Annotated in this window: 26 protein-coding genes; 13 read left to right on the forward strand and 13 right to left on the reverse strand. The window is 66.5% G+C overall.

Annotation, left to right across the window (positions count from 1 at the left end; all coding sequences use genetic code 11):
• Positions 1–142: 142 nt before the first annotated feature.
• The 3 genes from FJU31_RS12880 to FJU31_RS12890 form a co-directional block, all read right to left on the reverse strand.
• Positions 143–910, reverse strand: coding sequence for a hypothetical protein (locus FJU31_RS12880; RefSeq protein WP_150455101.1), 768 nt, complete (start codon positions 908–910; stop codon positions 143–145).
• A 40-nt stretch (positions 911–950) separates the two neighbouring features.
• The gene (locus tag FJU31_RS12885; RefSeq protein ID WP_150455102.1) at positions 951–1,319 is read right to left on the reverse strand and encodes a hypothetical protein; all 369 of its coding nucleotides are present in this window, start codon (positions 1,317–1,319) and stop codon (positions 951–953) included.
• Between the two features lie 482 nt (positions 1,320–1,801).
• Positions 1,802–2,017 carry a hypothetical protein gene (locus tag FJU31_RS12890; RefSeq protein ID WP_188115499.1) on the reverse strand — a complete coding sequence of 72 codons (216 nt, stop codon included), beginning with the start codon at positions 2,015–2,017 and terminating at the stop codon, positions 1,802–1,804.
• Positions 2,018–2,361: 344 nt separating this feature from the next.
• On the opposite strand from FJU31_RS12890, the gene FJU31_RS12895 reads away from it, so the two are divergent.
• Entirely contained in the window at positions 2,362–2,841 is a 480-nt protein-coding gene (locus FJU31_RS12895; protein ID WP_150455104.1) for a hypothetical protein, read from the forward strand.
• A gap of 9 nt (positions 2,842–2,850) precedes the next feature.
• Complete coding sequence (locus FJU31_RS12900; RefSeq protein ID WP_150455105.1) at positions 2,851–3,792, forward strand: XVIPCD domain-containing protein; 942 nt, start codon at positions 2,851–2,853, stop codon at positions 3,790–3,792.
• 90 nt (positions 3,793–3,882) lie between these two features.
• Here the strand turns inward: FJU31_RS12900 and FJU31_RS12905 are convergent, their stop codons facing one another.
• From FJU31_RS12905 to FJU31_RS12915, 3 genes are read right to left on the reverse strand one after another with little or no spacing between them, the layout of a single operon-like run.
• The gene (locus FJU31_RS12905; protein ID WP_223176410.1) at positions 3,883–5,277 is read right to left on the reverse strand and encodes a dihydrolipoyl dehydrogenase; all 1,395 of its coding nucleotides are present in this window, start codon (positions 5,275–5,277) and stop codon (positions 3,883–3,885) included.
• Positions 5,278–5,297: 20 nt separating this feature from the next.
• Positions 5,298–6,683: an NAD-dependent succinate-semialdehyde dehydrogenase gene (locus FJU31_RS12910; protein WP_150455107.1), complete on the reverse strand. Its 1,386-nt coding sequence runs from the start codon at positions 6,681–6,683 to the stop codon at positions 5,298–5,300.
• A gap of 39 nt (positions 6,684–6,722) precedes the next feature.
• The gene (locus FJU31_RS12915; protein WP_150455108.1) at positions 6,723–7,484 is read right to left on the reverse strand and encodes a hypothetical protein; all 762 of its coding nucleotides are present in this window, start codon (positions 7,482–7,484) and stop codon (positions 6,723–6,725) included.
• Positions 7,485–7,867: 383 nt separating this feature from the next.
• Here FJU31_RS12915 and FJU31_RS12920 point away from each other — a divergent pair, with 383 nt between their 5' ends.
• From FJU31_RS12920 to FJU31_RS12930, 3 genes are all read left to right on the forward strand, one after another.
• On the forward strand, positions 7,868–8,794 hold the full coding sequence (locus tag FJU31_RS12920) for an XVIPCD domain-containing protein (RefSeq protein WP_150455109.1): 927 nt from the start codon (positions 7,868–7,870) through the stop codon (positions 8,792–8,794).
• A 165-nt stretch (positions 8,795–8,959) separates the two neighbouring features.
• Complete coding sequence (locus tag FJU31_RS12925) at positions 8,960–10,102, forward strand: YncE family protein (protein WP_150455110.1); 1,143 nt, start codon at positions 8,960–8,962, stop codon at positions 10,100–10,102.
• Between the two features lie 180 nt (positions 10,103–10,282).
• Positions 10,283–10,858, forward strand: coding sequence for a hypothetical protein (locus FJU31_RS12930; RefSeq protein ID WP_150455111.1), 576 nt, complete (start codon positions 10,283–10,285; stop codon positions 10,856–10,858).
• Between the two features lie 135 nt (positions 10,859–10,993).
• On the opposite strand, the gene FJU31_RS12935 is transcribed toward FJU31_RS12930, so the two are convergent.
• On the reverse strand, positions 10,994–11,401 hold the full coding sequence (locus tag FJU31_RS12935) for an XVIPCD domain-containing protein (protein ID WP_150455112.1): 408 nt from the start codon (positions 11,399–11,401) through the stop codon (positions 10,994–10,996).
• 157 nt (positions 11,402–11,558) lie between these two features.
• Here FJU31_RS12935 and FJU31_RS12940 point away from each other — a divergent pair, with 157 nt between their 5' ends.
• The 3 genes from FJU31_RS12940 to FJU31_RS19305 all read left to right on the forward strand — a co-directional run bounded on the left by FJU31_RS12940 (position 11,559) and on the right by FJU31_RS19305 (position 13,202).
• Positions 11,559–12,011 (forward strand): hypothetical protein, encoded by a 453-nt coding sequence (locus FJU31_RS12940; RefSeq protein ID WP_150455113.1) that lies wholly within the window; start codon positions 11,559–11,561, stop codon positions 12,009–12,011.
• 181 nt (positions 12,012–12,192) lie between these two features.
• Positions 12,193–13,005 carry an alpha/beta fold hydrolase gene (locus tag FJU31_RS12945; protein WP_150455114.1) on the forward strand — a complete coding sequence of 271 codons (813 nt, stop codon included), beginning with the start codon at positions 12,193–12,195 and terminating at the stop codon, positions 13,003–13,005.
• Between the two features lie 26 nt (positions 13,006–13,031).
• Complete coding sequence (locus tag FJU31_RS19305; protein ID WP_188115500.1) at positions 13,032–13,202, forward strand: hypothetical protein; 171 nt, start codon at positions 13,032–13,034, stop codon at positions 13,200–13,202.
• Between the two features lie 4 nt (positions 13,203–13,206).
• Here FJU31_RS19305 and FJU31_RS12950 read toward each other — a convergent pair whose 3' ends face one another.
• Complete coding sequence (locus FJU31_RS12950; RefSeq protein WP_150455115.1) at positions 13,207–13,899, reverse strand: hypothetical protein; 693 nt, start codon at positions 13,897–13,899, stop codon at positions 13,207–13,209.
• 138 nt (positions 13,900–14,037) lie between these two features.
• Between FJU31_RS12950 and FJU31_RS12955 the strand changes: the two genes are divergently transcribed.
• A complete protein-coding gene (locus FJU31_RS12955; RefSeq protein ID WP_150455116.1) occupies positions 14,038–14,685 on the forward strand; it encodes a hypothetical protein in 648 nt (215 codons plus the stop codon).
• Positions 14,686–14,806: 121 nt separating this feature from the next.
• Entirely contained in the window at positions 14,807–15,775 is a 969-nt protein-coding gene (locus FJU31_RS12960; protein WP_150455117.1) for a polysaccharide deacetylase family protein, read from the forward strand.
• A gap of 17 nt (positions 15,776–15,792) precedes the next feature.
• On the opposite strand, the gene FJU31_RS12965 is transcribed toward FJU31_RS12960, so the two are convergent.
• From FJU31_RS12965 to FJU31_RS12975, 3 genes are all read right to left on the reverse strand, one after another.
• Complete coding sequence (locus FJU31_RS12965; RefSeq protein WP_150455118.1) at positions 15,793–16,635, reverse strand: class I SAM-dependent methyltransferase; 843 nt, start codon at positions 16,633–16,635, stop codon at positions 15,793–15,795.
• Positions 16,636–16,674: 39 nt separating this feature from the next.
• Positions 16,675–16,998, reverse strand: coding sequence for a hypothetical protein (locus FJU31_RS12970; protein ID WP_150455119.1), 324 nt, complete (start codon positions 16,996–16,998; stop codon positions 16,675–16,677).
• A gap of 66 nt (positions 16,999–17,064) precedes the next feature.
• Positions 17,065–17,493, reverse strand: coding sequence for a hypothetical protein (locus FJU31_RS12975; RefSeq protein ID WP_150455120.1), 429 nt, complete (start codon positions 17,491–17,493; stop codon positions 17,065–17,067).
• 90 nt (positions 17,494–17,583) lie between these two features.
• On the opposite strand from FJU31_RS12975, the gene FJU31_RS12980 reads away from it, so the two are divergent.
• Positions 17,584–17,853, forward strand: a complete 270-nt coding sequence (locus tag FJU31_RS12980; RefSeq protein WP_150455121.1) for a hypothetical protein — start codon at positions 17,584–17,586, stop codon at positions 17,851–17,853.
• A 142-nt stretch (positions 17,854–17,995) separates the two neighbouring features.
• Here the strand turns inward: FJU31_RS12980 and dmeF are convergent, their stop codons facing one another.
• Entirely contained in the window at positions 17,996–19,051 is a 1,056-nt protein-coding gene (dmeF, locus tag FJU31_RS12985) for a CDF family Co(II)/Ni(II) efflux transporter DmeF (RefSeq protein WP_223176411.1), read from the reverse strand.
• Between the two features lie 50 nt (positions 19,052–19,101).
• Between dmeF and FJU31_RS12990 the strand changes: the two genes are divergently transcribed.
• Complete coding sequence (locus FJU31_RS12990) at positions 19,102–19,386, forward strand: metal-sensing transcriptional repressor (protein WP_150455122.1); 285 nt, start codon at positions 19,102–19,104, stop codon at positions 19,384–19,386.
• A gap of 108 nt (positions 19,387–19,494) precedes the next feature.
• Complete coding sequence (locus FJU31_RS12995; protein WP_150455123.1) at positions 19,495–20,820, forward strand: GTP-binding protein; 1,326 nt, start codon at positions 19,495–19,497, stop codon at positions 20,818–20,820.
• 48 nt (positions 20,821–20,868) lie between these two features.
• On the opposite strand, the gene FJU31_RS13000 is transcribed toward FJU31_RS12995, so the two are convergent.
• Positions 20,869–22,512 (reverse strand): ATP-binding cassette domain-containing protein, encoded by a 1,644-nt coding sequence (locus tag FJU31_RS13000; RefSeq protein ID WP_150455124.1) that lies wholly within the window; start codon positions 22,510–22,512, stop codon positions 20,869–20,871.
• Positions 22,513–22,737 lie beyond the last annotated feature (225 nt).

A 22,737-nucleotide genomic window follows, 5' to 3' on the forward strand; every position in this document is an offset into this window, starting at 1 on the left:
TTTTCAACATGTTATGCCCGAACACAAAATTCCTGACACTCCCGGATGCCTTGCCGATCCATGCATGGATTCCATGCAGCCAGGGCGGTCAACTGGCGGCAGCCCGCCCTCACAAAGAGAGTTTCAGGCGATGAGCCCCGGATCAATCTCGCGCTTTGTACAGCCGCATCAGTTCGCGAGTACTCGCCTCCAACCGTCGCCAGTCGAACAGCATCACCCGCGCATAGCTCATCTCCACCCCCACGCCATCCTCCCCATCCACCATCGAGTGCCGGCACATCGCCACCCGATCCCCACTGGACCTCACAAGCTTCCCACCCTCCATCAGCACCCCATCCGGCATGTACTCCCGCGGGTCGCAGCTGATGAATGTCCTCACCCGTCCCTCCCCATCCCGCACCACATACCAGTCCGGCGCCGTCTCCCACGTATCCCGCGCCACCCACGACCGGTCCACCGCATAAGGCGTCAGCCCCCACCGCGGCGGCAGCGCCACGCGCTCGCTCAGATCCTTCGCCAGGTAATCCGCCGCGCCCGCGCTACCCACGTACCGCAGCTCAATCGAGACCTGCCGGTACCCATCCTCCACCGACCGCACCGGGTGATCCCCCGGCGGCGCGGCACCGAAGTCCGGCCAGAACACCGCCAGCATTACGCCGCCACCGGCAAACGGGCCGATCTGGTTGTAGTAGAGATTGGCCGGGAACATGAAACGGTGCGGGCCCAGGTTGGCCTCCACCGGCTGCGCCGTGTAGGTACGGCCGCCCACGGTGCGGGGGCCGTAGGTGCCGTTGAGCAGGGCGAGGATCTCGTCATCCATTTCCGTGGAGGGCGGGCGGGCGCAGCCGCTGGCAGCCAGTACGGCCACCATCGCGGCGCAGGCCAACCGGCGTGCCGGTGTGCGGGTCATGGTGAAGCTCCTATGATCGAGCGGATACCAAGGCAGGGGCTTACCGCTGCCCCTGCACCCGCTCGCTGGCCAGCGTCGTCAACGCCACCACGGCCATCAGCAGCCCTTCCATGTGCCGGTCGCCAATGCACTGCTCGGGCGCGGCGTTCTGCCGGGTGCGCTCGTTGGCCAGGGCCATTTCGCCCACGGCGCGCAGGGCGGCCAGGGTGCAGTCGGCGTCGGCCAACTGCATGCAGCGGCCGATGCTGAGGTTGCGCTCGTGCCACGGCTGGCCGTCTGCGGCAGCGCCCGCGCCAATGCGGCGCAGGGTGGCGACAAACCCGTTGGGATCGGTCGTGGGGTCATCCTCGTGATCGGTGTTGGCCGGATCGTGCTGGACGTTCAAACCAGGGAGTTTCGTTGCGCTCATGGCAGTGCTCCGTGCAGGAAGACAGCAGCCACCGATGAAGGTGGCGGACGATGCGTGGCTCGAAAACCGATTAGAGTCAGTCGGCGGACCCGAAGGTCCCCACGCACCGCCCGCCATGGAACGCGAACGGATTGCCAGCCGGCGCCACGCAGAGGTGACGCCGGCTGACAAGCGTAAACACACGACTCTAAAAACGGGTTTTCGACGCCCGCGCCACCCGTGTCAGGTGGCAATGCCAAGGTGTACTCGCACGGTTGCGAGATGCCAAGAAACCGCAGCGCTGGGAGGCCGCAGGTGTTGACGCTTACGGCATTGTTGCATGCGAGACACAACGCGAATGCTTTGCGGTGCAATGGTTTCGGGCGGTGTTAAGTAACCGCCCGAACACGCATGGAAATGCACGGTTTGCAGCAGGGCGTGGTTCCGATTGCGACAGCTGATTTGCGTCGCCTGCGCGCGAAGCGTGCCGATTGCGTCACTGCTTAACTGTGCAGCACCAATCCCGGCATCGGCCACAGCAACGGCGTGCGGGCCAGGTCGTAGTCGTTGCCGTAGGCCATGGCCGCCTCGCGCGGTTCCAGATCGGCATAGCAGCCCAGCAGGTAGGCATTTATGCCGGCCTCGCGGCGGGTGGTGGCAAACAGGCTCAGCAGGGCGTGGTCAAAGTCTTCCAGCCACTCGGCGTCGATCGGGGTCATGGTCATCCTCCTGGGGGGAGGGGAGGATGCCGTGGGGGTGTCTCATGGGCTGGGACGGGGTGCATGCGATATAGGGGCAGGCACCCAGTGAGGTGACCGCCATCGCGGAACGCTGCCAGTCTGCGGTGTATAAGGGGATGCTTGGCAGAACAAAGCCTCAACGGCCGTAGGAGCGGTGAAAGACGATGCGTCGACAGGGACGACTATTACTGAGCGGTAGCCTTTGTCTGGCCGCCCTTCTGCTGAGCGCCTGCCAGGCGCAGACCGATACATCAGGGGAGACTTCTATACTCGCCGTCCAGCAAGACCGCGTTCCGATCGTAAGACCGCTGGCCTTGGTGCCGATGGCCGAGCCGCTGGTGGTCACGTTCCATCTGGATCCGCCGGGCAAGAGCGGAACATCCACCTTGCTTGTGGCGGTCCGTGTGAGTGGGGCTGATGGTGCCATCTCGCGCGGTCTCGCATCCTCGATCCAGAGCGCAGGCGTGCCTGCCCGTGTTCAGCTTATTCGCGAGGGAAATGACGGTGACGTTCCTATCCCTTTGGTTCGGGTCGAGGAGCACCAGGATGGCTCCGGAACAACCTTGCCCGTCGCAGCCAATGGCCAGGTGTCCCGCGTCTGGCTGGACGATGCGGATGACCTGCCCTTGGAACATGCCGGCTTGGCTGATCCACAGCGCGACTACAGACAACTGGCGCTTGCTTGGGCCGAAAAACTGCCGCCTGGGCGGTACCGACTGAGTTTCCAGATACTCGACCCGAAACCGGACCTTGCCACGATTCCGGCAGAACTGCTGGTCGCGTATCGCCACAAATCCAAGTAAGGATCTTTCATGGAAGACAGATATCGAGTCACGGTGTACGTCGCTGCACCTGGTACACCGCTGCGGGAGGGAGGAACCTCAGCCGCTGGACACATGTACTACAGCATCAGCGATGGGCATGGGACTGCAAGCTACGGATTCGCACCTGCGGTCCATGGTGCATCTTCGGGGCGTGGAAAGGTTTATGACTCTGACGTGCGTGAGTACAAGGATCCCTACTACTCACGCACGATGGAGATATCCAAGGAACAGTATGAGAAGCTCAAGGACTTTGGTAACCGACCCCAAGTCCATGGATTCAGTACCGACTACGATGGTTTGCGCAACAGCTGCATTGACTTCACGTGGGGCGCGCTGAATCACGCCGAGCTTCATCGCACCAACCCCCAGTCCGTGCAGGAGAAGAACTTCGAGGGCGGTATCAAGCCGCTGACCAACGTGGAATACATCCGCAGCATCCGCGCCCCATTCCCCGAAAGCGATCTGAACACCGAGCATTACAACAAGATGCCGGAGAGGACGCTCATGCAGCGCATCATCAGCGATGAGCAGCTGCAAGGAGACGATCGGCTCATGCTGGATGCTATTCGCAAGGGAGTGGCGGGCATCGATGCGAAGCATGGCCGCACGCCTGACGAAACCAGCGAGCGCCTCTCTGCCAGCTTGTTGGCTACGGCCAAGGAGGCGGGTCTTGAGCGTGTCGACCACGTACTACTGGGGAATACGCCGGGCGATGCCTCAGCACAAAGGCTGTTCGTCGTACAGGGAGATCCCGGCGATCCGGCGCATATACGCGCCTCGATGACGGTAGAAGAAGCCGCTCGCTCACCCATCGAGCAATCTTTCGCCAAGGTCGAGCAGCTTTCGCAGACCCAGCAGGAGCGCGCCTTGGCAACGCAGTTGGAGGAGCCGACCCTTCAGCAGGCGCGAGCACCGCTGCAGATGGGTTAAACCGAGTCTACAGCGGCGGCCCAATGCTTTAGCGTTCTTGAAGGCAGGCTTTTGAGGCGCGGCACAGCACTTCACGCGGCTGCTCGTCCCTTATCCCCCCGATGGCGCCCCCGCATCATGGTCAGCCGGCAGCGCAATCGGCGTTGCCGCGCAGATGCTGCGCAGGGCCTGCTTCAAGCCTTCCTCCATGGTCGGGTGGTAGAACGGCAGCTCAAGCAGTCGGCTCGCGGTGCAGCCCGTCTCAACCGCCCACGCCAGCAGGTGGGCCAGGTGCTCGCCTGCCGGCGCCACCAGGTCTGCACCAATCAGCTTGCCCTCGGGTGCTGCCGCATACAGGGTCAGGGTGCCCTCGTTGACGCCCTCCACCCGTGCCCGGCCCTGGTCGTCAAAATCGGAGGTTCCCGTTACGGCCCCCTCTTCTTCAGACTGACCAATGCTGGCAACCGGCGGATCGGTAAAGGTGATGCTCAGCGGCACATGGCGCTTTACCGTGATCTTCGCTGGCATCGCCGCGGCATTGCGGCCGGCAATGGCACCATCACTCGATGCCTCATGCAGCAGGGGTAGGTCGGCGGCGGCGTCGCCCGCCATGAAGACGGCGCTGTCACCGCAGCGCATCGTCTCGCGGTCGTGGCAGGGCACGCCGTGTTTGTCCAACGCCAGTTGTGCTTTGTCCAGGGCCAGGTCATCCAGGTTGGGCGGGCGGCCCAGTGCGGCGACGACGTAGTCTACCTGCACGCTGCCTTCGGCCTGGTCTTTGCCGCTCCAGCGCACATGCACGCCCTCATCGGACCGTTCGGGCTGCACGTCCACGCCGAGGTGGACCTCCATGTCGCGCTTCAGCACGGCCAGCAGTGCATCGTGCACGCGCGGGCAACGCACCTTGGCCAGCGTCGTCTCCTTGCCCAGCAGGGTGACCTGCACACCCAGCCGGGCCAGGGCCTGGGCAAATTCCAGCCCGAGCGAGCCAGTGCCCACTACCGCGACACGCTTGGGGAGCTGCTTCAGCTCGAACAGGCTTTCGTTGGTCAGCACGCGGTCGCCCAGCGCTTCAAACGGCGGCGGCAGGGCAGGCGCGGAACCGGTAGCAATGACAATGGCGCGTGCCTCGATGCGTCGGCCGTCCTCCAGTTCCAGCGTGGTCGGCCCGGCAAACCGCGCACGACCGGTCAGCCGCGTGGCAGGGTCCAGTTTGTCGATCTGCTCGCGGGTAAGCGCTGCAAAACGATCGCGCTCCTCGCGCACGCGGCGCATCACTGCCGCGTCATCAATGGTCATGCCGTCCACGTGGATGCCGAACAGGTCTGAACGGCGCACGTGCTCGGCCTGCTTGGCGGCCGCCAGCAACAGCTTGGAGGGCATGCAACCGACGTTGGCGCAGGTGGTGCCGCTGAAGTGCGGATCGATCAGCAACGTGGACGCGCCATTACGGCGCGCGGCCCGCTCTGCTGCCAAGCCGGCCGTGCCGGCGCCGATCACCGCCACATCACAGTGCAGGGGCGTGCTCATGGGGCCGCCGGCAGGGTGATGGATTTGACGTTGACGAATTCCTTCAAGCCCTCGGGGCCATGCTCGCGGCCGTAGCCGGAGGCCTTCACGCCGCCGAAGGGCAGGGCGGGGCTGGCCACGTTGAAGGTGTTGATGCACACCATGCCGGTATCGAAGTAGGTGGTCGCCAGCTCGCGGGCGCGCTTTACATCGCGGCTGAAGATGCCGCCGCCCAGGCCGTAGCGACTGTCGTTGGCGATGCGCAGGGCGTCATCATCGTCCTTGGCCTTGATGATGGCTGCGGCGGGGCCAAACAGCTCGTCCTCATAGGCAACCTGGCCCGGGGCAACGTCGGCCAGCACCGTAGCCGGGTAGAAAGCGCCGGTGCGGTCAGGGATCTCGCCACCGACCACCAGGCGGGCGCCCTGGGCCACGCTCTTGCTGACCTGCTCGTGCAGGGTGTCACGCTGGGCCTTGGAGACCATCGGGCCCAGCTGGGTTTTGGCATCGTTGGGATCGCCCATGCGGATCGCTGCAAACTGCTTTGCGTAGGCCTCGACGAAGGCGTCGTAGTTCTTTTCGGTCACGATGAAGCGCTTGGCATTGACGCAGGTCTGGCCGTTGTTGAACAGGCGGCCCTTCACGCAGGTCTTCACTGCCAGCTCCAGGTCGGCGTCGTCCAGCACCAGGTAGGCATCGTTGGAGCCAAGTTCGAGCATGGTCTTCTTCAGTGCCTTGCCAGCCTTCTCGGCGACGGTGCGGCCAGCCTTTTCGCTGCCGGTGAGCGTTACCGCGCGCACCAGGTCGTGGTCGATGATGGCGTCGGACTGCTCGTGGCTGATGAGCAGCACGCCGAACAGGCCCTTCGGCAGACCGGCTTCCTCGTAAAGGTCGCGCAGGAACAGGCCGCTGCCGGTGCAGCTTTCGGCGTGCTTGAGCAGGACGCCGTTACCGGCCATCAGGCTGGCGATGGAATAGCGCACGGCCTGGTAGGCCGGGAAGTTCCACGGCTGGATGCCGTACACCACGCCGATGGGCTGGTGGGTGACGATGCCGGTGCCATTGGCCGAGGGGCGCTCTTCATCGGCGAGCACCTTCGGGCCCTGCTCGGCGGTGTACTTGCAGAGGGCCACGCACAGGTCCACTTCGCTGCGGCTGTCGCCGATCAGCTTGCCGACCTCGTCGGTCATCAGCTGGGCGAAGGCGTCCTTCTTTTCTTCCAGCTTGCGGGCGATGGCGGACATCACTTCAGCGCGTTCTTCCAGGCTGCGCAGGCGCCACTGCAGGAACGCTTCGTGGGAGGCCTTTACGGTGTCAGCCGCCTCGGCGTCGGACATGTACGCGTAGGTGTGCAGCACCTGTTCGGTCAGCGGGTTGATCGTCTTGATCGGGTGGTCGCTCATGGGGGAGTCTGCCTTGGGGGAGGGAATGGAGGAGTGGTTTCAGCCGTAGCGGTGACGATGGCGGCGCAACTTGCCCTGCACGTGGTGCAAGGCGTTGAGCACTTCATCGCGCCAGCCATCGGCGGGCAGTTCGCGCACGGCCGAATGGGCCGCGCAGACATAGGGGGTGCCGGCCCAGCGCTCGGCCAATGCGCGCGCCCAGCGCTCGAACGCGTCTGCGGCGCCGGCCCGGGGCTGCAGTGCGCGCGACAGCGTGGGGTGGAACTTCAAGCCGGACTGCGGCAGCCACTTGCCAAGGGCCCCGGGTGCGGCCAGCACGCTGAGGGTGTCGTCAACATGAACGATGCCGCTGCGGCGGTGGCGGACCAGGACCGAGCTGGCGTGCACGTTGTCGTCGGCCGGTACCAGCTCCAGGCCGGCGGGCACAGTGAAATCCAGGTCATCGGCAAAGTCGGCCTGGGCTTCCTCGTCTTCGATCACGTGGGGATCCCATGGCAGGTGCGGAGCCTGTTGCAGATGACGACGCGTGCCGATCAGGCGCGCAGCGGGCAGCAGCCGGTGCAGGGGCTCGCAGTGCAGGGTGTGGAACGGATGCACGTTGATGATGGCGTCCACCAGCGTGCCGCCGGCGGTCAGGCCCAGCAGGGCCTGGCGCTGGGTCTCACTGGGGGTGTAGCTGTCCAGCACCAGGAAGCGGCCATTGCTACGGCGCACCACGGAGAGCTGCGTGCCCACGTCCAGCAGGCCGGCCACCTTGAAGGTGCCGCGCAGGTTCCAGAAATCATTGGCGAGTTGCTGCATCGGGATCAGGGGGCGCGGCTGCGGTGGCCGTCGCGAGCGGTTGGGTGGGGGCTCTGATCGTGCGGAGGCGGCTATTGCAGCGGCGTGAAAGCGGGTGATGGGGGTGTCAGGGGTGGTGGGGGGCGTATGACTGGCTCATCGACGCAGACCGACAGGTGTTCGCGCAAGCAACTCCATCCGTGCGGGCATTCGGTACCTGCGCCTGGGCGCGCGCGGTGCGTTCAGTAACTTCCGCGCTTTGGCTCTGCTTCCCGTACCTCAGTGTTCGCTGGTTCACACATTCAGAGTGCTGCTGCTGTGGACGCTGTGCCGACCACATGCCGCAGAACCCATCTATGCCATCATCCAGCCAGAACCGCAGTACCCAACAAGGCTGAGCACGCATGGAGCAGGCATTACGCTACACGGTGACCGTTTTCCTGGCTGCCCCGGGCACCCCGCTGAAGAGCGGAGGCGTATCCCCGCGCGGGCAGATGTATCTGCAGGTTGCCGAGGGCGAGGACACCCACAGTTACGGCTTCGCGCCGCCGCGGCTGCCGCCCGGTGAAACCGCGAAGGGCGTGCAGTACGCCCAGGTGTGCCACGACGATGCGGACGAGCACGTGGACCCGTATTACAGCCGCACCCTCGAAATCACCGCCGAGCATTACGGCTGCCTGCGCGACTTTGCCGAGGAACCGGCCGAGTTTGAATTTGATGTCGACCGCCCGGCCACCATCAACCGCTGCAGCGACTTCGTCTGGGCCGCGCTGAACTACGCGGGCTTACACCCGCTGCCCACGCCGCTGGATGGCGGTAGTGATCTGGGCGAGTTCGCGGTGCTGTTCAACCTGCCGGAAATCCAGTGCATTGCGGCACCGTTCCCCGACAGCGATCTGAATGCCGAAAGCCATCACCCGATGCCCGAGCGCGGGGCCGAGGATCATCGGCAGGGCGACCGCGCTGAAGGCGAGCCGCCGCCGAGCCCGATGGAAGTGGCCGGCACGCTGCTGGATCCCTCGCATCCGGACCACCGGCTGTTCGCACAGCTGATCCAGAAGGTGGCCGAGCTGGATGCCGCGCATGGCCGCACGTTCGATGACAGCAGCCAGCGCATCAGCGCCAGCCTGCTGGTGCTGGCCAAGCAGAACAATCTCTCGCGTGTGGACCACGTGCTGTTGAGCCGATCCACCCGCGATGCGCATGCGGCCGAGAGCATCTTCATCGTGCAGGGCGACCGTGACGACCCCGCGCATCGCCGCGCCAGTATCCCCACCGAGGTGGCGGCGCAGACCGATGTGGCCGATTCGCTGCGATTAAAGGAGCAGTAACCCGGGCAGCCGCCACGCAGGCGTGGGCGGACGCCACAGCCCCCAGCTGCTACCATTGCCCCGCAACCCAGCCAGCCCACCCCGCGCAGACAGGTGCGGGGCGGGCCGTCGCAGAACGGCCCAGCGAGCCAGGACACCCTCCCGTGCCCTTTCAAGGATGCTCGCATGACCCGTCTTTCCGTTTTCCGCTCGGCCGCTCTGGCCGTTGCCATCTCGCTCAGCGTCGGCGCCCCGGCCGCATTTGCCGATAACGCGACCGCTGCAACTGCCGCCAGCACCGCCGTGCAGCGCCAGGCCATCGCCCAGGGCCTGTACGAGCTGGCCTACAGCCCCACCCAGAACGCCGTGTTCGTGGCCTCGTCCGGCGGCTTCGGCGACAACGCCGGCCCGTCCCAGGTGCTGCGCCTGGACCCGGCCACGCTGGCCGTGCAGGCCCGCATCCCGCTGGAGCGCAAGGGCTTTGGTGTGGTGCTGGATGACGCCCATAACCGCCTGTACGTGGGCAACACCGTGGACACCTCGGTGACCGTGGTCGACACCGCGCAGAACAAGGCCATCGGCACCGTGCAGCTGATGGAAAAGAAGGTGGGCAAGGACGGCAAGACCGGCTACACCCATGACCTGCGCGAGCTGGTGGTCGACAGCGCCGCCAACCGCCTGTACGTCACCGGCCATTCCGGCGAAGGCAGCGTGCTGTTCGTGGTGGACACCACCACGCTGAAGCTGATCGACACCATCCCGGGCCTGGGCAAGGCGAAGGCGCCGGGCCTGGCGCTGGATGCGGCCAACAAGCGCGTCTACACCAGCAACCTGCTGGCCGACCTGGTGGTGGTGGGCACCGATTCGAAGAAGGTGGTGGCCCAGCACAAGATCGCCGCCGAGCAGCCGATGAACATCGCGCTGGACCCGGACGGCAAGCGCCTGTTCGTGACCGACCAGGGCTCGGCGATGATCCGCGACTACGTGACCAAGAGCAGCGAGGGCTTCGTCAGCAAGCACCCGGGCCAGCGCGTGCTGGTCCTCGACCGCACCACCGGCAAGGAACTGGCGAGCATCCCCACCGATGCCGGCCCGCTGGGCATCCTGCTGGATGCACCGCGCAAGCGCCTGTACGTGACCAACCGCGAAGGCGGCACGGTGACCGCGTATGACAGCGCCAGCTACAAGAAGGTGGCCACCTATGCGATGCCGACCCACCCGAACAGCCTGGCCTTGGATGCGAAGAACAACGTGCTGTTCGTGAGCATCAAGAACGGCGAGAAGGATGCCAAGGGCTCGGAAGAGAGCGTGGCGCGCATCCAGCTGTGATGTGACCGGTAGCGTCGGGCCACACCCGGCGAAAGCAGAAACGGTAGCGCCGGGCCATGCCCGGCGGCTTTTCACGTGAAAAGGCAGGGTGCAGACCCTGCCTTTTTCTTTTGCGGTTGCGGCATGGCCGACCGACCGCTACGGTTCAAGCTCATGGCAGGGAGCCCAAGGGTCATCACAATGTCGGGTAATCACCGCTGTCTGCGCGCCGGGCTGTTCGTCATGTTGCTCGGTAGCCTGGGTGCCTGCCGCGAGCGCCTTCCGGATGCGCCGGAGCCGCTGGATCTGGTCAAACCCATCGACGTCGCCGCATCCGGCCAAACGGTACGGTTTGAATTCGAGACAAGTGCCCGCAACTTCCATCCGGGGCGAACCTATGCGCTCGAGCTTGAGGTTCAGCGAAACGGATCGCAGCGTGCAAGTGAGCCGGACATGGACAGTGTCCGTATTCCCTTTGAAGTGTTCCTGCAGCGGTGGACCGAAGGTACTTGGAACGATATGGCGACCATCGACAGCTACCAAGCAATGGCACGGAATGCGGGGGCTGCGATGCCGAGCTGGCATACGAACAACGCTTGGCGTTATGCATCGTTGAACGGAGGCAGTCGCGGCCAGCATCAATGGAGTGTGGTTGCCCTGCCCTTGGAGATGGGCGCCCGCTACCGTCTGGAAGTACGTACCGTCCAGGTGACGGAGGCACTGCAGGACTACTCGGCCCGCTTGCAGGTCCATGCCGCCCGACCCGCTGGGAAGTGATCAATATTTCGTCCTTCGCACCTGCGTGCCAGCATGGCCACTGCAGTGGCGGCGCAGGCGCGTACCCAGGACGAGCAGCAGCACCGCCAGGTGCAGGAGCAGTCCGGGCCGCGCATGGTGTAGCGGCCCGCGAGATTACCCCAGGCGGTGCGCCGGGTTCTGCTGCTGTTCCTGCTCGCGTACCTGCTGTTCCGGCTGCAGCCCCATGGCCGGCTGCTGCGGGGCGAGGCCCAGCTTCTGCAGCGACTGTTCGGCCGGGGTCTGTGCGGCTTCGGCGGTGGGCAGCATGGCGCGGAGGTGGGCCGGATTGGCCGGGTCGCCCTGCACCACGAAGATGTTGTGGCCGGACGGATGCTGCGCGGTGGCGTTGCTGACCACCACATGGTCGGCACGTTCCAGGCCCTGTTCGCGCGCCTTCACGGTGAGGCTGGCGGTCAGGTTCTCGCTGGTCGTGTCGAAGGCACGGCCGTGCTTCTCGTCCAGCGCCGCCACGCCCTGGCGGATCTGCTGGTGGAGGCTGTAGTCGGGATGGTCAGGGGTCATCGCTGTGCTCCGTTCGGCCGTGCGTGGGGGACCCCAAGTGTAGAACGGGTGGCGGCTGCGCCGGAAATGCCTTTGTTGCCAGCCTGCAGGGCGGGGGACGCAGGGGATGGCGTCCGTGGTGACCATGAATGGACGAAGGCGTGTTGGGGGAATGGGGATGAAACAGAGGGGCAGGAGGCTGTCGCCCTGGCTGGCGGTGGTCCTGATGGCCTGCGGCCAGGGCGTGGCGGGGCAGGACGCGGCGCAAGGCGTGCCGCTGGGAGATGCCGATCCGAGCTGTCCTTCACAGGATTTCCCACAGTTCCTGCGCTACTTCACCGATCTGGCGGATGACCGCGTGCGCGTGCGTTACACCAGCGATCCGCTGGAATACGAGGCGCCGGCGTACGGCGCCAGTGAAGGCGAGGCCGTCACCGAGCTGAGCCGCGAGGCCGGGCCTCGCCGCTTCACGCGCCTGCGTGCGACCACGCTGCGGGCAACCCCGTCCATCACACCGCTGGAGGACGGGGGACAGCAGGTGCGCTTGGGCGATGATGCGCAGGCCGAGCAGTACACCTTCGCGCGCCGCTATGGCTGCTGGATGCTGACCCGGGTAAGCCGTTCCTGGTAGGTGCCAACCTTGGTTGGCACGAGACGGGCGCTTGCGCGCCATGCCAACCAAGGTTGGCATCTACCGAGGGCAACCTCTGCGCCGTCTGTGCACACCGTGTCACGGTAGAGGCCGATTCCATCACGGCGGCTATCGGTGGGCCCGCCAACAATGGGAGCCTCCCTTCCCCATAAGAGCTGCCATGACTGCCCCTTCCGTCCGTCTGCACGTTGAAGATACCGGTGGCACCGGTCGCCCGGTCGTTCTCATCCACGGTTGGCCGCTGTCGGCTGAAGCCTGGAAGGCCCAGGTGCCGATCCTGCGTGATGCCGGCTACCGCGTGATCAGCTACGACCGACGTGGGTTCGGCCGTTCCGAAAAGCCTGCCGACGGCTACGAGTACGACACTTTGGCTGCCGACTTGGCCGCAGTGATCGAAGAGCGCGATCTGAAGGACGTCACCCTGGTCGGTTTCTCGATGGGTGGTGGCGAGGTAGCCCGCTACATCAGCAACCATGGGCAGGAGCGGCTGCACAGCGTGGTGTTCGCCTCGGCCGTGCCGCCGTATCTGTTGAAGAGCGACGACAACCCCGAAGGCCCGCTGACCCAGGACAAGGCCGACGAGATGAGCGGTGGCCTGGCAAAGGATCGCGAGGCATTCTTTGACAGCTTCACGCGTGATTTCTTCAGCGCCAACGGTAAGTTGAAAGTGACCGAGGAAGAACGCCAAGCGGCCATTGCCTTGTGCCACCAGTCCGATCAGACAGCGGCGCTCGGCTGCATGAAGGCCTTCGCCACGACGGATTTCCGTGGTGATCTCAAGAAGGTCAGCGTGCCGACCCTGGTGCTGCACGGTGACAGCGACGCCACGGTTCCATTCGAGGGCTCCGGCAAGCGTACGCATGAAGCCATCAGCGGCAGCGAGCTGGTCGTGCTGAACGATGCGCCGCACGGCTGCAACACCAGCCACGCCGATGACTTCAATCTGGCGCTGCTGAACTTCCTGAAGAAGTGAAGTAACGCTCCGAGTAAACCGACCGCATGGCTACCGCCCGCACGCCCCCGTGGAAGAAGCCCAACCCGAAGGGGCAGAAGAAGCAGCCCCTGTCGGATGCGCAGAAGGCCGCCGCGCGGCAACGCGCGGAGGAGAGCGGGCGGCGCTACCCGAACCTGGTCGACAACATGTGGGCGGCGAAACTGCCGCGCGGCTGAGCCATCACTCAGCCGCGCTGCCTTGCGCCATTGGTTGCCAACCGGCTTCGCGCCCGGGCGCTACGTTGCGTTCGTGCATGTTGATCATCGCCGGGGGCAGTGGCATGCAGTCCTGCAGGGCTTGGCGCAGTGCGTTGGCATCCACCGGCTGCGCGGTGGCGATCTGCAGCACGGGCCCGCGCCGACGTATCTGCACCGGCAGCACGTCATGTACCTCGGTCATGCCCGCCGTGCGCGCGACGCGGTAGCGCATGACGATGGGCCGTGCGGTCTGCTGCAGCACCGGCGCCCATGCCTGCAGCAGCGTGTCCTGCTGGGCGGCCGGTACCTGCACGTCGATGACGGTGGATGGGTAGCCGCGCAGGCTTTCTACCATCACCTGGAAACGCGCGCCGTTGGGCATCAGCAACGCGCAGGCTGTCACACTGCCTATGAATACCACAGCGGCGGCAGCGATCCAGCTGCGCGGGACCTTTGGCTGCAGGGTGATGCTGCGCAGATTGGGGCGGCGCTTGCGCAGGCGCCGGTAGCGGCGCTGCGCCGCGGGGCTGGGCAACAGGCTGTGTTCGGGCAGCGGCACTTCGCGCGGCGGTAGACGCGAAAGACGCGTGTTGATGACGCGGGCGACCAGCCAGCCTACGCCTGCAGCCACCAGCAGTGGCAGGGCGAGGCGCACGAACAGGTACAGCTCCAGCACTGGCGGCACTCCTGTGCGCGTTCCGATGGGCCGCATATGATCGCGCATCCACCCGGCGGTGTCGCATCTGCCTGCCGACAGCGCGGCGTGGCATCGCTAGGATGCGCAACCTTTGCCGGGATGCACTGCATGACGCCCATGACCGCCCGCCTCCGGCGCTTCTTTGGCGCGGGACTGACGCTGTTTTTGCTGCACGGCCTGGCGCTGGCATCGGTGGCGCTGGCGGTGGGTTACTTCCACCACCGCCTGGATCTCTTGCTGGAGCCCGTCGAGCTGCCGCTGCTGCTGTCCTGCGGTGGCGGCGACCCGATGGCGCGCATGCAGGCGGCCGAGCATCTGCTGGCGCGTGCAGGTGCGCTGGATGACTGGCAGCCGGTGTGCTGGGTGGTGGTGGGTGCACTGCTGTGCTCGCTGCTGGGCACGGTGGTGGTCAGCCTGCATTGGCTGCAGCAGGTGCGGGGCCTGCACCGGCGCAGCGTCTGGGGGCTGCTGGGCCTGCATCTGCTGGCCAGTGCGCTGGCCGTGCTGCTGCTGCGCCTGTATGAGCAGGTGTGGGCGGGGCTGGTCAGCGCGCTGCCGACGGTGTGCATGGCCGAGCCAACGGCGCAGGAGGCGGCGGCGATGCTGCCCGCGCACCGCACGCTGCCGCAGTTGCTGTCCGATGCGGGCCTGCTGGTACCGCAGGCGCCGGATGCGCTGGCCATCGTGCTGTGTGGTGTGCTGCTGGCCGCGACGGTGATCGGCGTATGGCTGTGGCGCGCGCTGCCGATGCCTGGGCCGGAGTAAGTGTGTGCGTGGGCGATCCACCGCGCCCTGTCGCGGGCGAGGCGGCGCCGGTCGAGGCGACTGGCTGCATCGAGCCACGCGCAGGTAGAGTGGCCGTTCCTGCCGGATTAAGGATCTGCCGATGCGTTCGTTGCTGCGTGCCGTGCCCCTGCTGCTGCTCTCGCTGGTGGCGCAGGCGGGTGAAGTGGACCGCCGTGTCGCGGTAACCATCGATGACCTGCCGTGGGCGCGCTTGGACGAAACCGTGCCGTCCGACCTGCAGGCACGCCACGAGGCGCTGATGGCACAGCTTCACCAGGCCGGTGTGCCGGTGGTCGGCTTCGTCAACGGCAACAAGCTGGAGGTGGACGGCGTGGTGCAGCCGGCGCGCGTGCAGATGCTGCGCGACTGGCGCGATGCCGGCTATGAGCTGGGCAACCACACGTGGTCGCACATGGATCTGAACGCCAAGGGCGTGGCCGCCTTCCAGCAGGATTTCCTGCGCGGCGAAGATGTGTTGAAGCCACTGCTGGCCGAGCGCGGCCAGGTGCCGCAGTGGATGCGCCACCCGTATCTTCGCGCCGGCCGCACGCCGCAGGATCGCGCGGTGATGGACTTGTTCTTCGCCGAACACGGCTACCGCATTGCGCCTGTGACCGTCGACAACGGCGAGTGGGTGTGGGCCTTCGCCTATGCCAACGTGATGAATGAACGGCCCGATTCACCCGAACGCGAGGCGACGCTGGCGCGCCTGCGCAAGGGCTATGTGCCGTACATGCTGAACAAGCTGGACTACTACGAACAGCAGTCGCAGGCGCTGCTGGGCTACGCGCTGCCGCAGGTGTGGCTGATGCATGCCAATGAACTGAACGCAGCGACCTTCGCTGAACTGGTGGCCGCGACCAAGCGCCGGGGTTACCGCTTCGTTTCGCTGGAGGAGGCCGTGCGCGACCCGGCGTATGCGCGTGGTACCGAGGGCTATGACGGACGGTATGGCCCCAGCTGGCTGCATCGCTGGGCGATGGCCGAGAAGAAGCCGAAGGACTACTACGGCACGGAGCCGGTCGTGCCGCAGTGGGTGAAGACGCTGGCCAAGGTCAATTACGAATGATGGCCTGCGGCTAGGGATCAGCGCTTGACAGCCAGCACGCCGTCCAGCGCCAGCTCGGCCTTGAAGCCAGCCTTTTCCAGGCGCTTGGCCACTTCACGCGGCACGTCGCGGCCGCTGGTCAGCTTGTTGGGCGCGCCGGTGTAGTGGAACAGGCGGCCGCCCTTGCGGATGACGCGGGCCAGGTGATCGTAGAACGCCTGCGAATACAGCTCACCGGCGATACCGAAGCGTGGCGGGTCGTGCAGGATGGCATCGACGCTGTTGCTTGCCACCTGTTCGATCTGCTGCGAGACATCGCCCTGGCCGAAGTGCAGGCGGCCACCGGCGGCCGCGGAGTCCGGATCCGGCGACCACGGATTGAGCGTGCGCAGCCACATCACGTCGGCGTTCTTTTCGAACGAACGGATCTGGCCGACGCCGGCTTCCAGCGCGCAGGCGGCGAAGTAGCCGAGGCCGCCGCAGGTATCGAGGATGGACTTGCCGGCCGGCGCAACCAGTTCGACCTTGCGGCGCGCGTCCTCGAACGGCGACAGCTTGGAGGTCGGCAGCATCTTGATGCCATCGATCTCGAAGGTGGGCGCGCCCCATTCGGTGGGCACCAGCTTGATGAGCGAGCCGCTGAAGCGCGAGATCGAGGCGAAGTCCTCGCCGTCCCAGTAGTACAGCGTGCGGTCCTTCAGCTTGCCCGGCCACGGGTAGTGCTGGCCGCGGAAGCTGAAGCCTTCGGCATACAGACCGACCGTTTCCTCGCTGCGGCCCAGGTCGAGCGAGCCCTGCCAGTCGGCAGTGCCCTTGTCGTGCGCGCGGCGCAGGGTGTCGGCGCTGTCGCGGGTGAGCAGGGGGCCGATGTAATGGGGCACGGCGGATACCGGGGCTGGGCGGGGAGGGCATGGTACCCGCTAGGGCGGGCGGCTGCAGCCGAAGCCATGGGTGGTGCCAGAGCCGGCCAGAAAGCTGGCGCCGCTGGACGGCTCGCCGCCTTGTAGTGCGCAGGCGCGGCGATGCACGGCTTGGGTGGCCGGCGGCTGCCGCGAGTACTCGTACAGCATGCTGCCGTCGTCCAGCAGCTGCCAGTGCACCGTGACCCGGGTGCGCTGCCCATCCTCGGTTTCCCAATCGATGGTGCGCAGTACCAGGGTGCGGCCATCGTTGGCCTGGCGTACCTCATCATAGGCACCGGTGGTGGTGACCGGCACCACGGTGAGCAGCAGCGACAAGAGCATGGCGAGGCCCCCAAAACGGCCAGCCTCGGGTCTACAGCGGCGCTATGCCATCAGGAAAGTTGCAGATCAGTCGCACTTCACCGCATACACCGGCCCGGCACCAATTAGCAGGAGGGCCATGTAGTCGCTGTCGCTCGCCTTGGCCTTCAGCGAGGCCCCGCGTGTGGTGTGGAACAGGCCGAAGCCGCCCGAGCGGCCGAGGAGCGCGCTGTCGATCTGCTCGGCATCGTCGCGGAAGTAGCGGGCGATGTCGCTGCGGCTGGCTTGGCTGAGGGCGTTGGGTTCGCGTTGCCAGTGGCCGTCGCGCTCGAAGGAGACGAAGTACTGGCTGCCTTCCTTGTCGATGCGGAACTCGGCGGGCTTGCGCGCGCTGGTGGTGAAGCAGCCCTGCAGGGGATCGGAGGAGAACGGCAGCTGGGTGCCGCCGGAACAGGCTGGCAGCAGTACGCTTGCAGCAATCAGCACGACGGCCGGGACCGGGCGCAGCAGGACCATGGTGGCGTTCCGGCAGGGTGATGCTTGCAGTGTAGACACGGCCAGCGCATGGCCAGTGTCAACATGGCCAGCAGGCAGACCGGAGCGGACATGTCACAGAGCAGGGCACCGTTGTGCGGTGGCGCAAGCTGGCTGGGGTTGCCGGTCGGGTATGGCGTCCACGGGTGGATCACGCTGATGGGCGATGGGCGCGCGCTTGGCGTGGGGATAGGCTGCCTGGCGGCCGCCGTCGTGGGTCTGGGATTGGCCGTGGCGGCGCGGGCACGGGATGAGCGCTATGCGTGGCTGGGCATAGGCGGTGCGGTGGTAAGCGCACTGCCGTTGAAGCTCTATCTGCTGCAGATGCTGTTCAAGCTCTAGGCTACCGTTGTTGTAGAGCCGAGCCCATGCCCAGCTGGCTCTGGTTTTGTAGAGTCGAGCCACGCTCGACTGCGTTGGCTCTTGTAGAGCCGAGCCTATGCTCGGCTGCCTCGGGCAGGAGCAGCCGAGCGTGGGCTCGGCTCTACAGAAGATCAGCAGCCGAGCGTGGGCTCGGCTCTACAGAAGGGCAGGAGCAGTCGAGCAAGCTCGACTCTACGAGTTGGCGCTTCGTGCGATGGATCTCCAGCGTCACGTGCACCAGCTCTTCGTGCACGGCCAGCGCCTTGCGCAGCTGGTCGGCATCCAGGTCGGTATCGCTGGTAACCACGCTGGCCGCCACCGCGTACTTGCCGCGGCCCACCTGCCATACGTGCAGATCGGCCAGGCGCGCCGGCCAGGGGCCCTGTTCGATCACTTCGCGCACTTCGGCCACCACCGGCGCATCCATCTGCGCATCCAGCAGCACGCGACCGCTGTCGCGCAGCAGGCCGACCGCCCAGACCGTCACCAGCACCGCACCGACCAGGCCCATCACCGGGTCCAGCCAGGCGGCACCCCACAGCTTGCCGCCCAGCAGGGCGACGATGGCCAGCACCGAGGTCGCGGCGTCGGCCAGCACGTGCATGTAGGCCGAGCGCAGGTTGAGGTCGTGCCCGTGCGCATGGCCATGGGAGTGATCGTGGTCATGGTGGCCATGCGCATGGCCGTGCCCGTGCCCGTGATGAGGGTGGGCGTGGCCCGGGCTGTCGTGCAGCCACCAGGCGCACAGCAGGTTCACGCCCAGGCCGACCACGGCGATGAGGATGGCCTCGTCGTAGTGGATGGGCGCCGGTACCCACAGGCGCTGCAGCGACTGCTCGGCCATCAGGGCGGCCACGCCGAGCAGGGCGATGGCACTGGTGTAGCCGGCCAGGATCTCGATCTTCCAGGTGCCGAAGGCAAAGCGCGGGTCGTGCGCATAGCGCCGCGCGCAGCGGTAGGCGAACACCGAGAGGCCGAGCGCCAGGGCGTGTGAGCTCATGTGCCAGCCATCGGCCAGCACGGCCATGGAGTTGAACCACCAGCCACCGAAGATCTCGATGAACATCATGCTGACGGTGAGCCACATGGCGCGGCGGGTATTGCGCTCGGCCAGCGGATTGCCGTCGTCGAACCGGTGGTCGTGGCGGCGGGAGGCGGCGAGGGCGTCCAAGTGCATGGGGGCATTCTTGAGTGGAAGGATACCCCCATAGGGTATACAATACGGCCATGGCACATGTACACAGGAACCGGAAACACCTGCTGACCCGGGTGCGCCGCATCGGCGGCCAGGTGGCAGCGCTGGAACAGGCGCTGGACCGCCCCGAGGGGGCGGCGGGCGACTGCGCGGACGTGCTGGTGCAGGTGGCGGCCGTGCGCGGCGCCGCCCACAGCCTGCTGATGGAGCTGCTGCACGAGCACCTGCAGGAACACGTGGTGGCCGCCGAGGACCCGCAGCAGCGGGCCGCCGAGGCGGAGGTGCTGGTGGAGCTGCTGCGCCGCTACGGCAAATAGCGCGCGCAGCCGAGCATGGGCTCGGCTCTACCGCCGGCAACTCTGCCGCAGTGTCGTGTCCAAATAATGTTATATAGTAACATTTCCATCCGCAGCCCTCCGCCCCGCATGAACCCTGTTTCCCGCGCCGACCGCCGCCTGCCGGTCACCGTGCTGTCCGGCTTCCTTGGCGCCGGCAAGACCACCCTGCTCAACCAGATCCTGCTCAACCGCGCTGGTCTGCGCGTGGCGGTCATCGTCAACGACATGAGCGAGGTCAACATCGATGCGCAGCTGCTGCGCGACGGAGGCGCCGAGCTGCGCCGCACCGAGGAAACGCTGGTCGAGTTCAGCAACGGCTGCATCTGCTGCACCCTGCGCGACGACCTGCTGCAGGAAGTGCGACGCCTGGCCGACGCGGGTCGCTATGACTACCTGCTGATCGAATCGACCGGCATCGGCGAGCCCATGCCGGTGGCCGCCACTTTCGCAGTGCGCGACGAACACGGCTTCAGCCTGAGCGACATCGCGCGGCTGGACACGATGGTGACGGTGATCGATGGCAGCGCGTTCCTGGCCGACTTCGGTTCGACCCTGCGCTTGGCCGAGCGCGGCCAGCAGGCGGGCCCGGACGATGACCGCGGTGTGGTCGACCTGCTGTGCGAGCAGGTGGAATTTGCCGACGTGATCGTGGTGAGCAAGGTCGACCAGACCGATGAGGACGTGCTGCAGGACACGCTGGCCGTACTGCGTGGCCTGAACCGCGATGCCAAGCTGCTGCTGTCGTCGTTTGGCGATGTGCCGCTGCGCGAGCTGCTGGATACCGGCCGCTTCGATTTCGACCGCGCGCAGCAGGCGCCGGGCTGGGTGAAGGAACTGCGTGGCGAGCACACGCCGGAGACCGAGGAATACGGCATCGGCAGTTTCGTCTATCGCTCGCGCCGGCCGTTCCATCCGGGGCGTTTTGCCCGCGCACTGCAGGAGGGCATGCCCGGGGTGATCCGCAGCAAGGGCTGGTTCTGGCTGGCCAACCGCATGGATTGGGTGGGCGAACTGAGCAGCGTGGGTGCGGCGACGCGCACGCAGGCGGCTGGCTTCTGGTATGCGGCGCGCGAGCGCGTACGTGCCGGCGAAGAGGACACCACGCCGCTGCTGCCGCCGACGCCGCTGCCGTACAGCGACCTGGGCTGGGCGCGGCAGCAGGCGGACTGCTGGAGCGCGCCGTTGCCCGGGTTGGAGGAATTCCCGGATGGGGATGCGCATGCGGCGATGGCGCGTCTGTGGCACCCGCTGTGGGGTGACCGCCGGCAGGAGCTGGTGGTGATTGGCGTGCACATGGATGAGCGCGCGGTGCGTGCGACGTTGGATGCGTGCCTGCTCAATGACAGTGAACTGCGTGCGGGACCGTTGTTGTGGCAGCAGTTGCCGCAGGCGTTCCCGGTGTGGAAGCGCTGAGGGCGGAAGCGTCCACGCCATGCGTGGAGGCGGCGTCATCGGGCGGGGTCAGAGCCTTTTTGCGTCGCAAAAGGGATCCGACCCCGGGTCTGCATCGCGCCACTGCCATCCATCAGCCCCCACCTGCAGCACCTGCGTCGGCCGCAACGCGCGCAGCAGGTGGGTGTCATGGCTCACCATCACCAAGCCCCCTTCCCATGCACCCAGCAATGATTCCAGCGCCTGCAGTGCGGTCAGGTCCAGCGCGTTGCCGGGCTCGTCCAGCAGCAATAGCTGCGGCGCCGGTTGTGCATAGAGCACGCTGGCCAGCGCGCCCTTTACCCGTTCGCCATCGCTGAGGCTGCTGGCCGGCCGCTGGATGCGCTGTGCGTCCAGCCCGAGCAGGGCCAGCCGCGTGCGCAGCTCGGCGGGGTCGGCCGTGGGATTGGCCGACTGCACCGTATCGAGGATGCTGCGCTCGCCGGCCAGCGCCAGCAGCTGCTGGTCCAGCAGGGCCAGCGGTGCATGCCGCTGCACCTCGCCCGCGCGTGCATCCATCTGGCCCGCCAGCACCCGCAGCAGGGTGGACTTGCCGCTGCCGTTGTCACCGACCACCGCAATGCGCTGGCCACGGCGGATGTCCAGCTGCAGCGGTGCGCTGCAGCCATGCGGCAACGCCAGGTCGTGGGCCTGCAGCAGCCGCGCGCTGCCACGCTCGCCTTCGCTGGCGAACAGTGCAAGTTCGGGTGCCGCCTGCACGGCGGCAGCAGCACTACGCAGCTGGTGCGCGCTGGCCTGCAGACGCTCGGCCTGGATCTGCTGCGCACGGCCCTGGGTGGCCTCGGCACGCTGCTTCTGCCCGCCCAGCAGGATCGGCGCCTGGTTGGCCTGCTTCGCGTCGCGGTTGCCGCGCGCCTGCCGCTGTTGCTGGCGTACGTGCTGTTCGCGTGCGCTGCGTTGCTGCTGGCGGTGGTGGGCGCGCGCATGGTCAAGCTGGGCGGCTGCGGCATCGCGCTCGGCGGCACGTGCCTCGGCGTAGTGCTGCCACGGCCCGCCATAGCGGTGCAGCCCGCGCGCATCCAGTTCCACGATCTGCTGCATGTGGGCCAGCAGATCGCGGTCGTGGCTGATCACCAGCAGCCCGCCCGGCCACTGCTGCAATTGCTGGTACAGCTGCTGGCGGTTGCGCGCGTCCAGATGGTTGCTGGGTTCGTCGAGGATGAGCCAGTCGGCGCCGCTGGCCCATGCGCCGGACAATGCAACGCGCATGGCCTGGCCACCACTGAGACGCGCGGCCGGCTGCGTGGGCTGCAGATCATCGGGCAGGCCGAGGGCACGCCATTGCTGCTGCAGGCGCTCGCGCAGGTCCCAGCGATCACCGATGCAGGCGAAGTCGGCCTCGTCGACGCTGCCGGCTTCGATGCGCGCCAGCGCGCCCAGTTCAGCGCCGACGCCCGCCAGTTCGCCCACGGTGCCGCGTGGCGGGTAGCCGGGCGTGGGCAGCAGGAAGACCCGGCCGCTGCCGCGCACCTGGCCGCTGTCGGGCGTCAATTGCCCGGCCAGCAGGCGCGTGAGCACACTCTTGCCGGTGCCGTTGGCACCGACCAGGCCGGTGGCCACCGGTTCAAAGGAAAACGAGAGATCGGAAAACAGCGATCGGCCATCGGCCAACCGATAGGACACGCGATCGAGCGCGAGGGAATGCGTGGTCATGCGACCTCCATGGGATGCCTGGTTCTCCCCTGCGCACAGGGGCGGGAAGAGTCGGGCCGTCTAGTGGAAAGACGGCGGCATCAGTGGCGCATTGGTCGCGAGCCTCTTGGAGGTATGAAAGGGGATTATAACGCCCGCAGGGCGTGCGAACTGTAGAGTCGAGCCATGCTCGACTGCCTTTGTAGCGCACTCATGGATCGGTCGCATAAACAAAAGGCCCACCAG

The sequence above is a fragment of the Stenotrophomonas cyclobalanopsidis genome (genome assembly GCF_008710035.1).
Classification (GTDB): domain Bacteria; phylum Pseudomonadota; class Gammaproteobacteria; order Xanthomonadales; family Xanthomonadaceae; genus Stenotrophomonas; species Stenotrophomonas cyclobalanopsidis.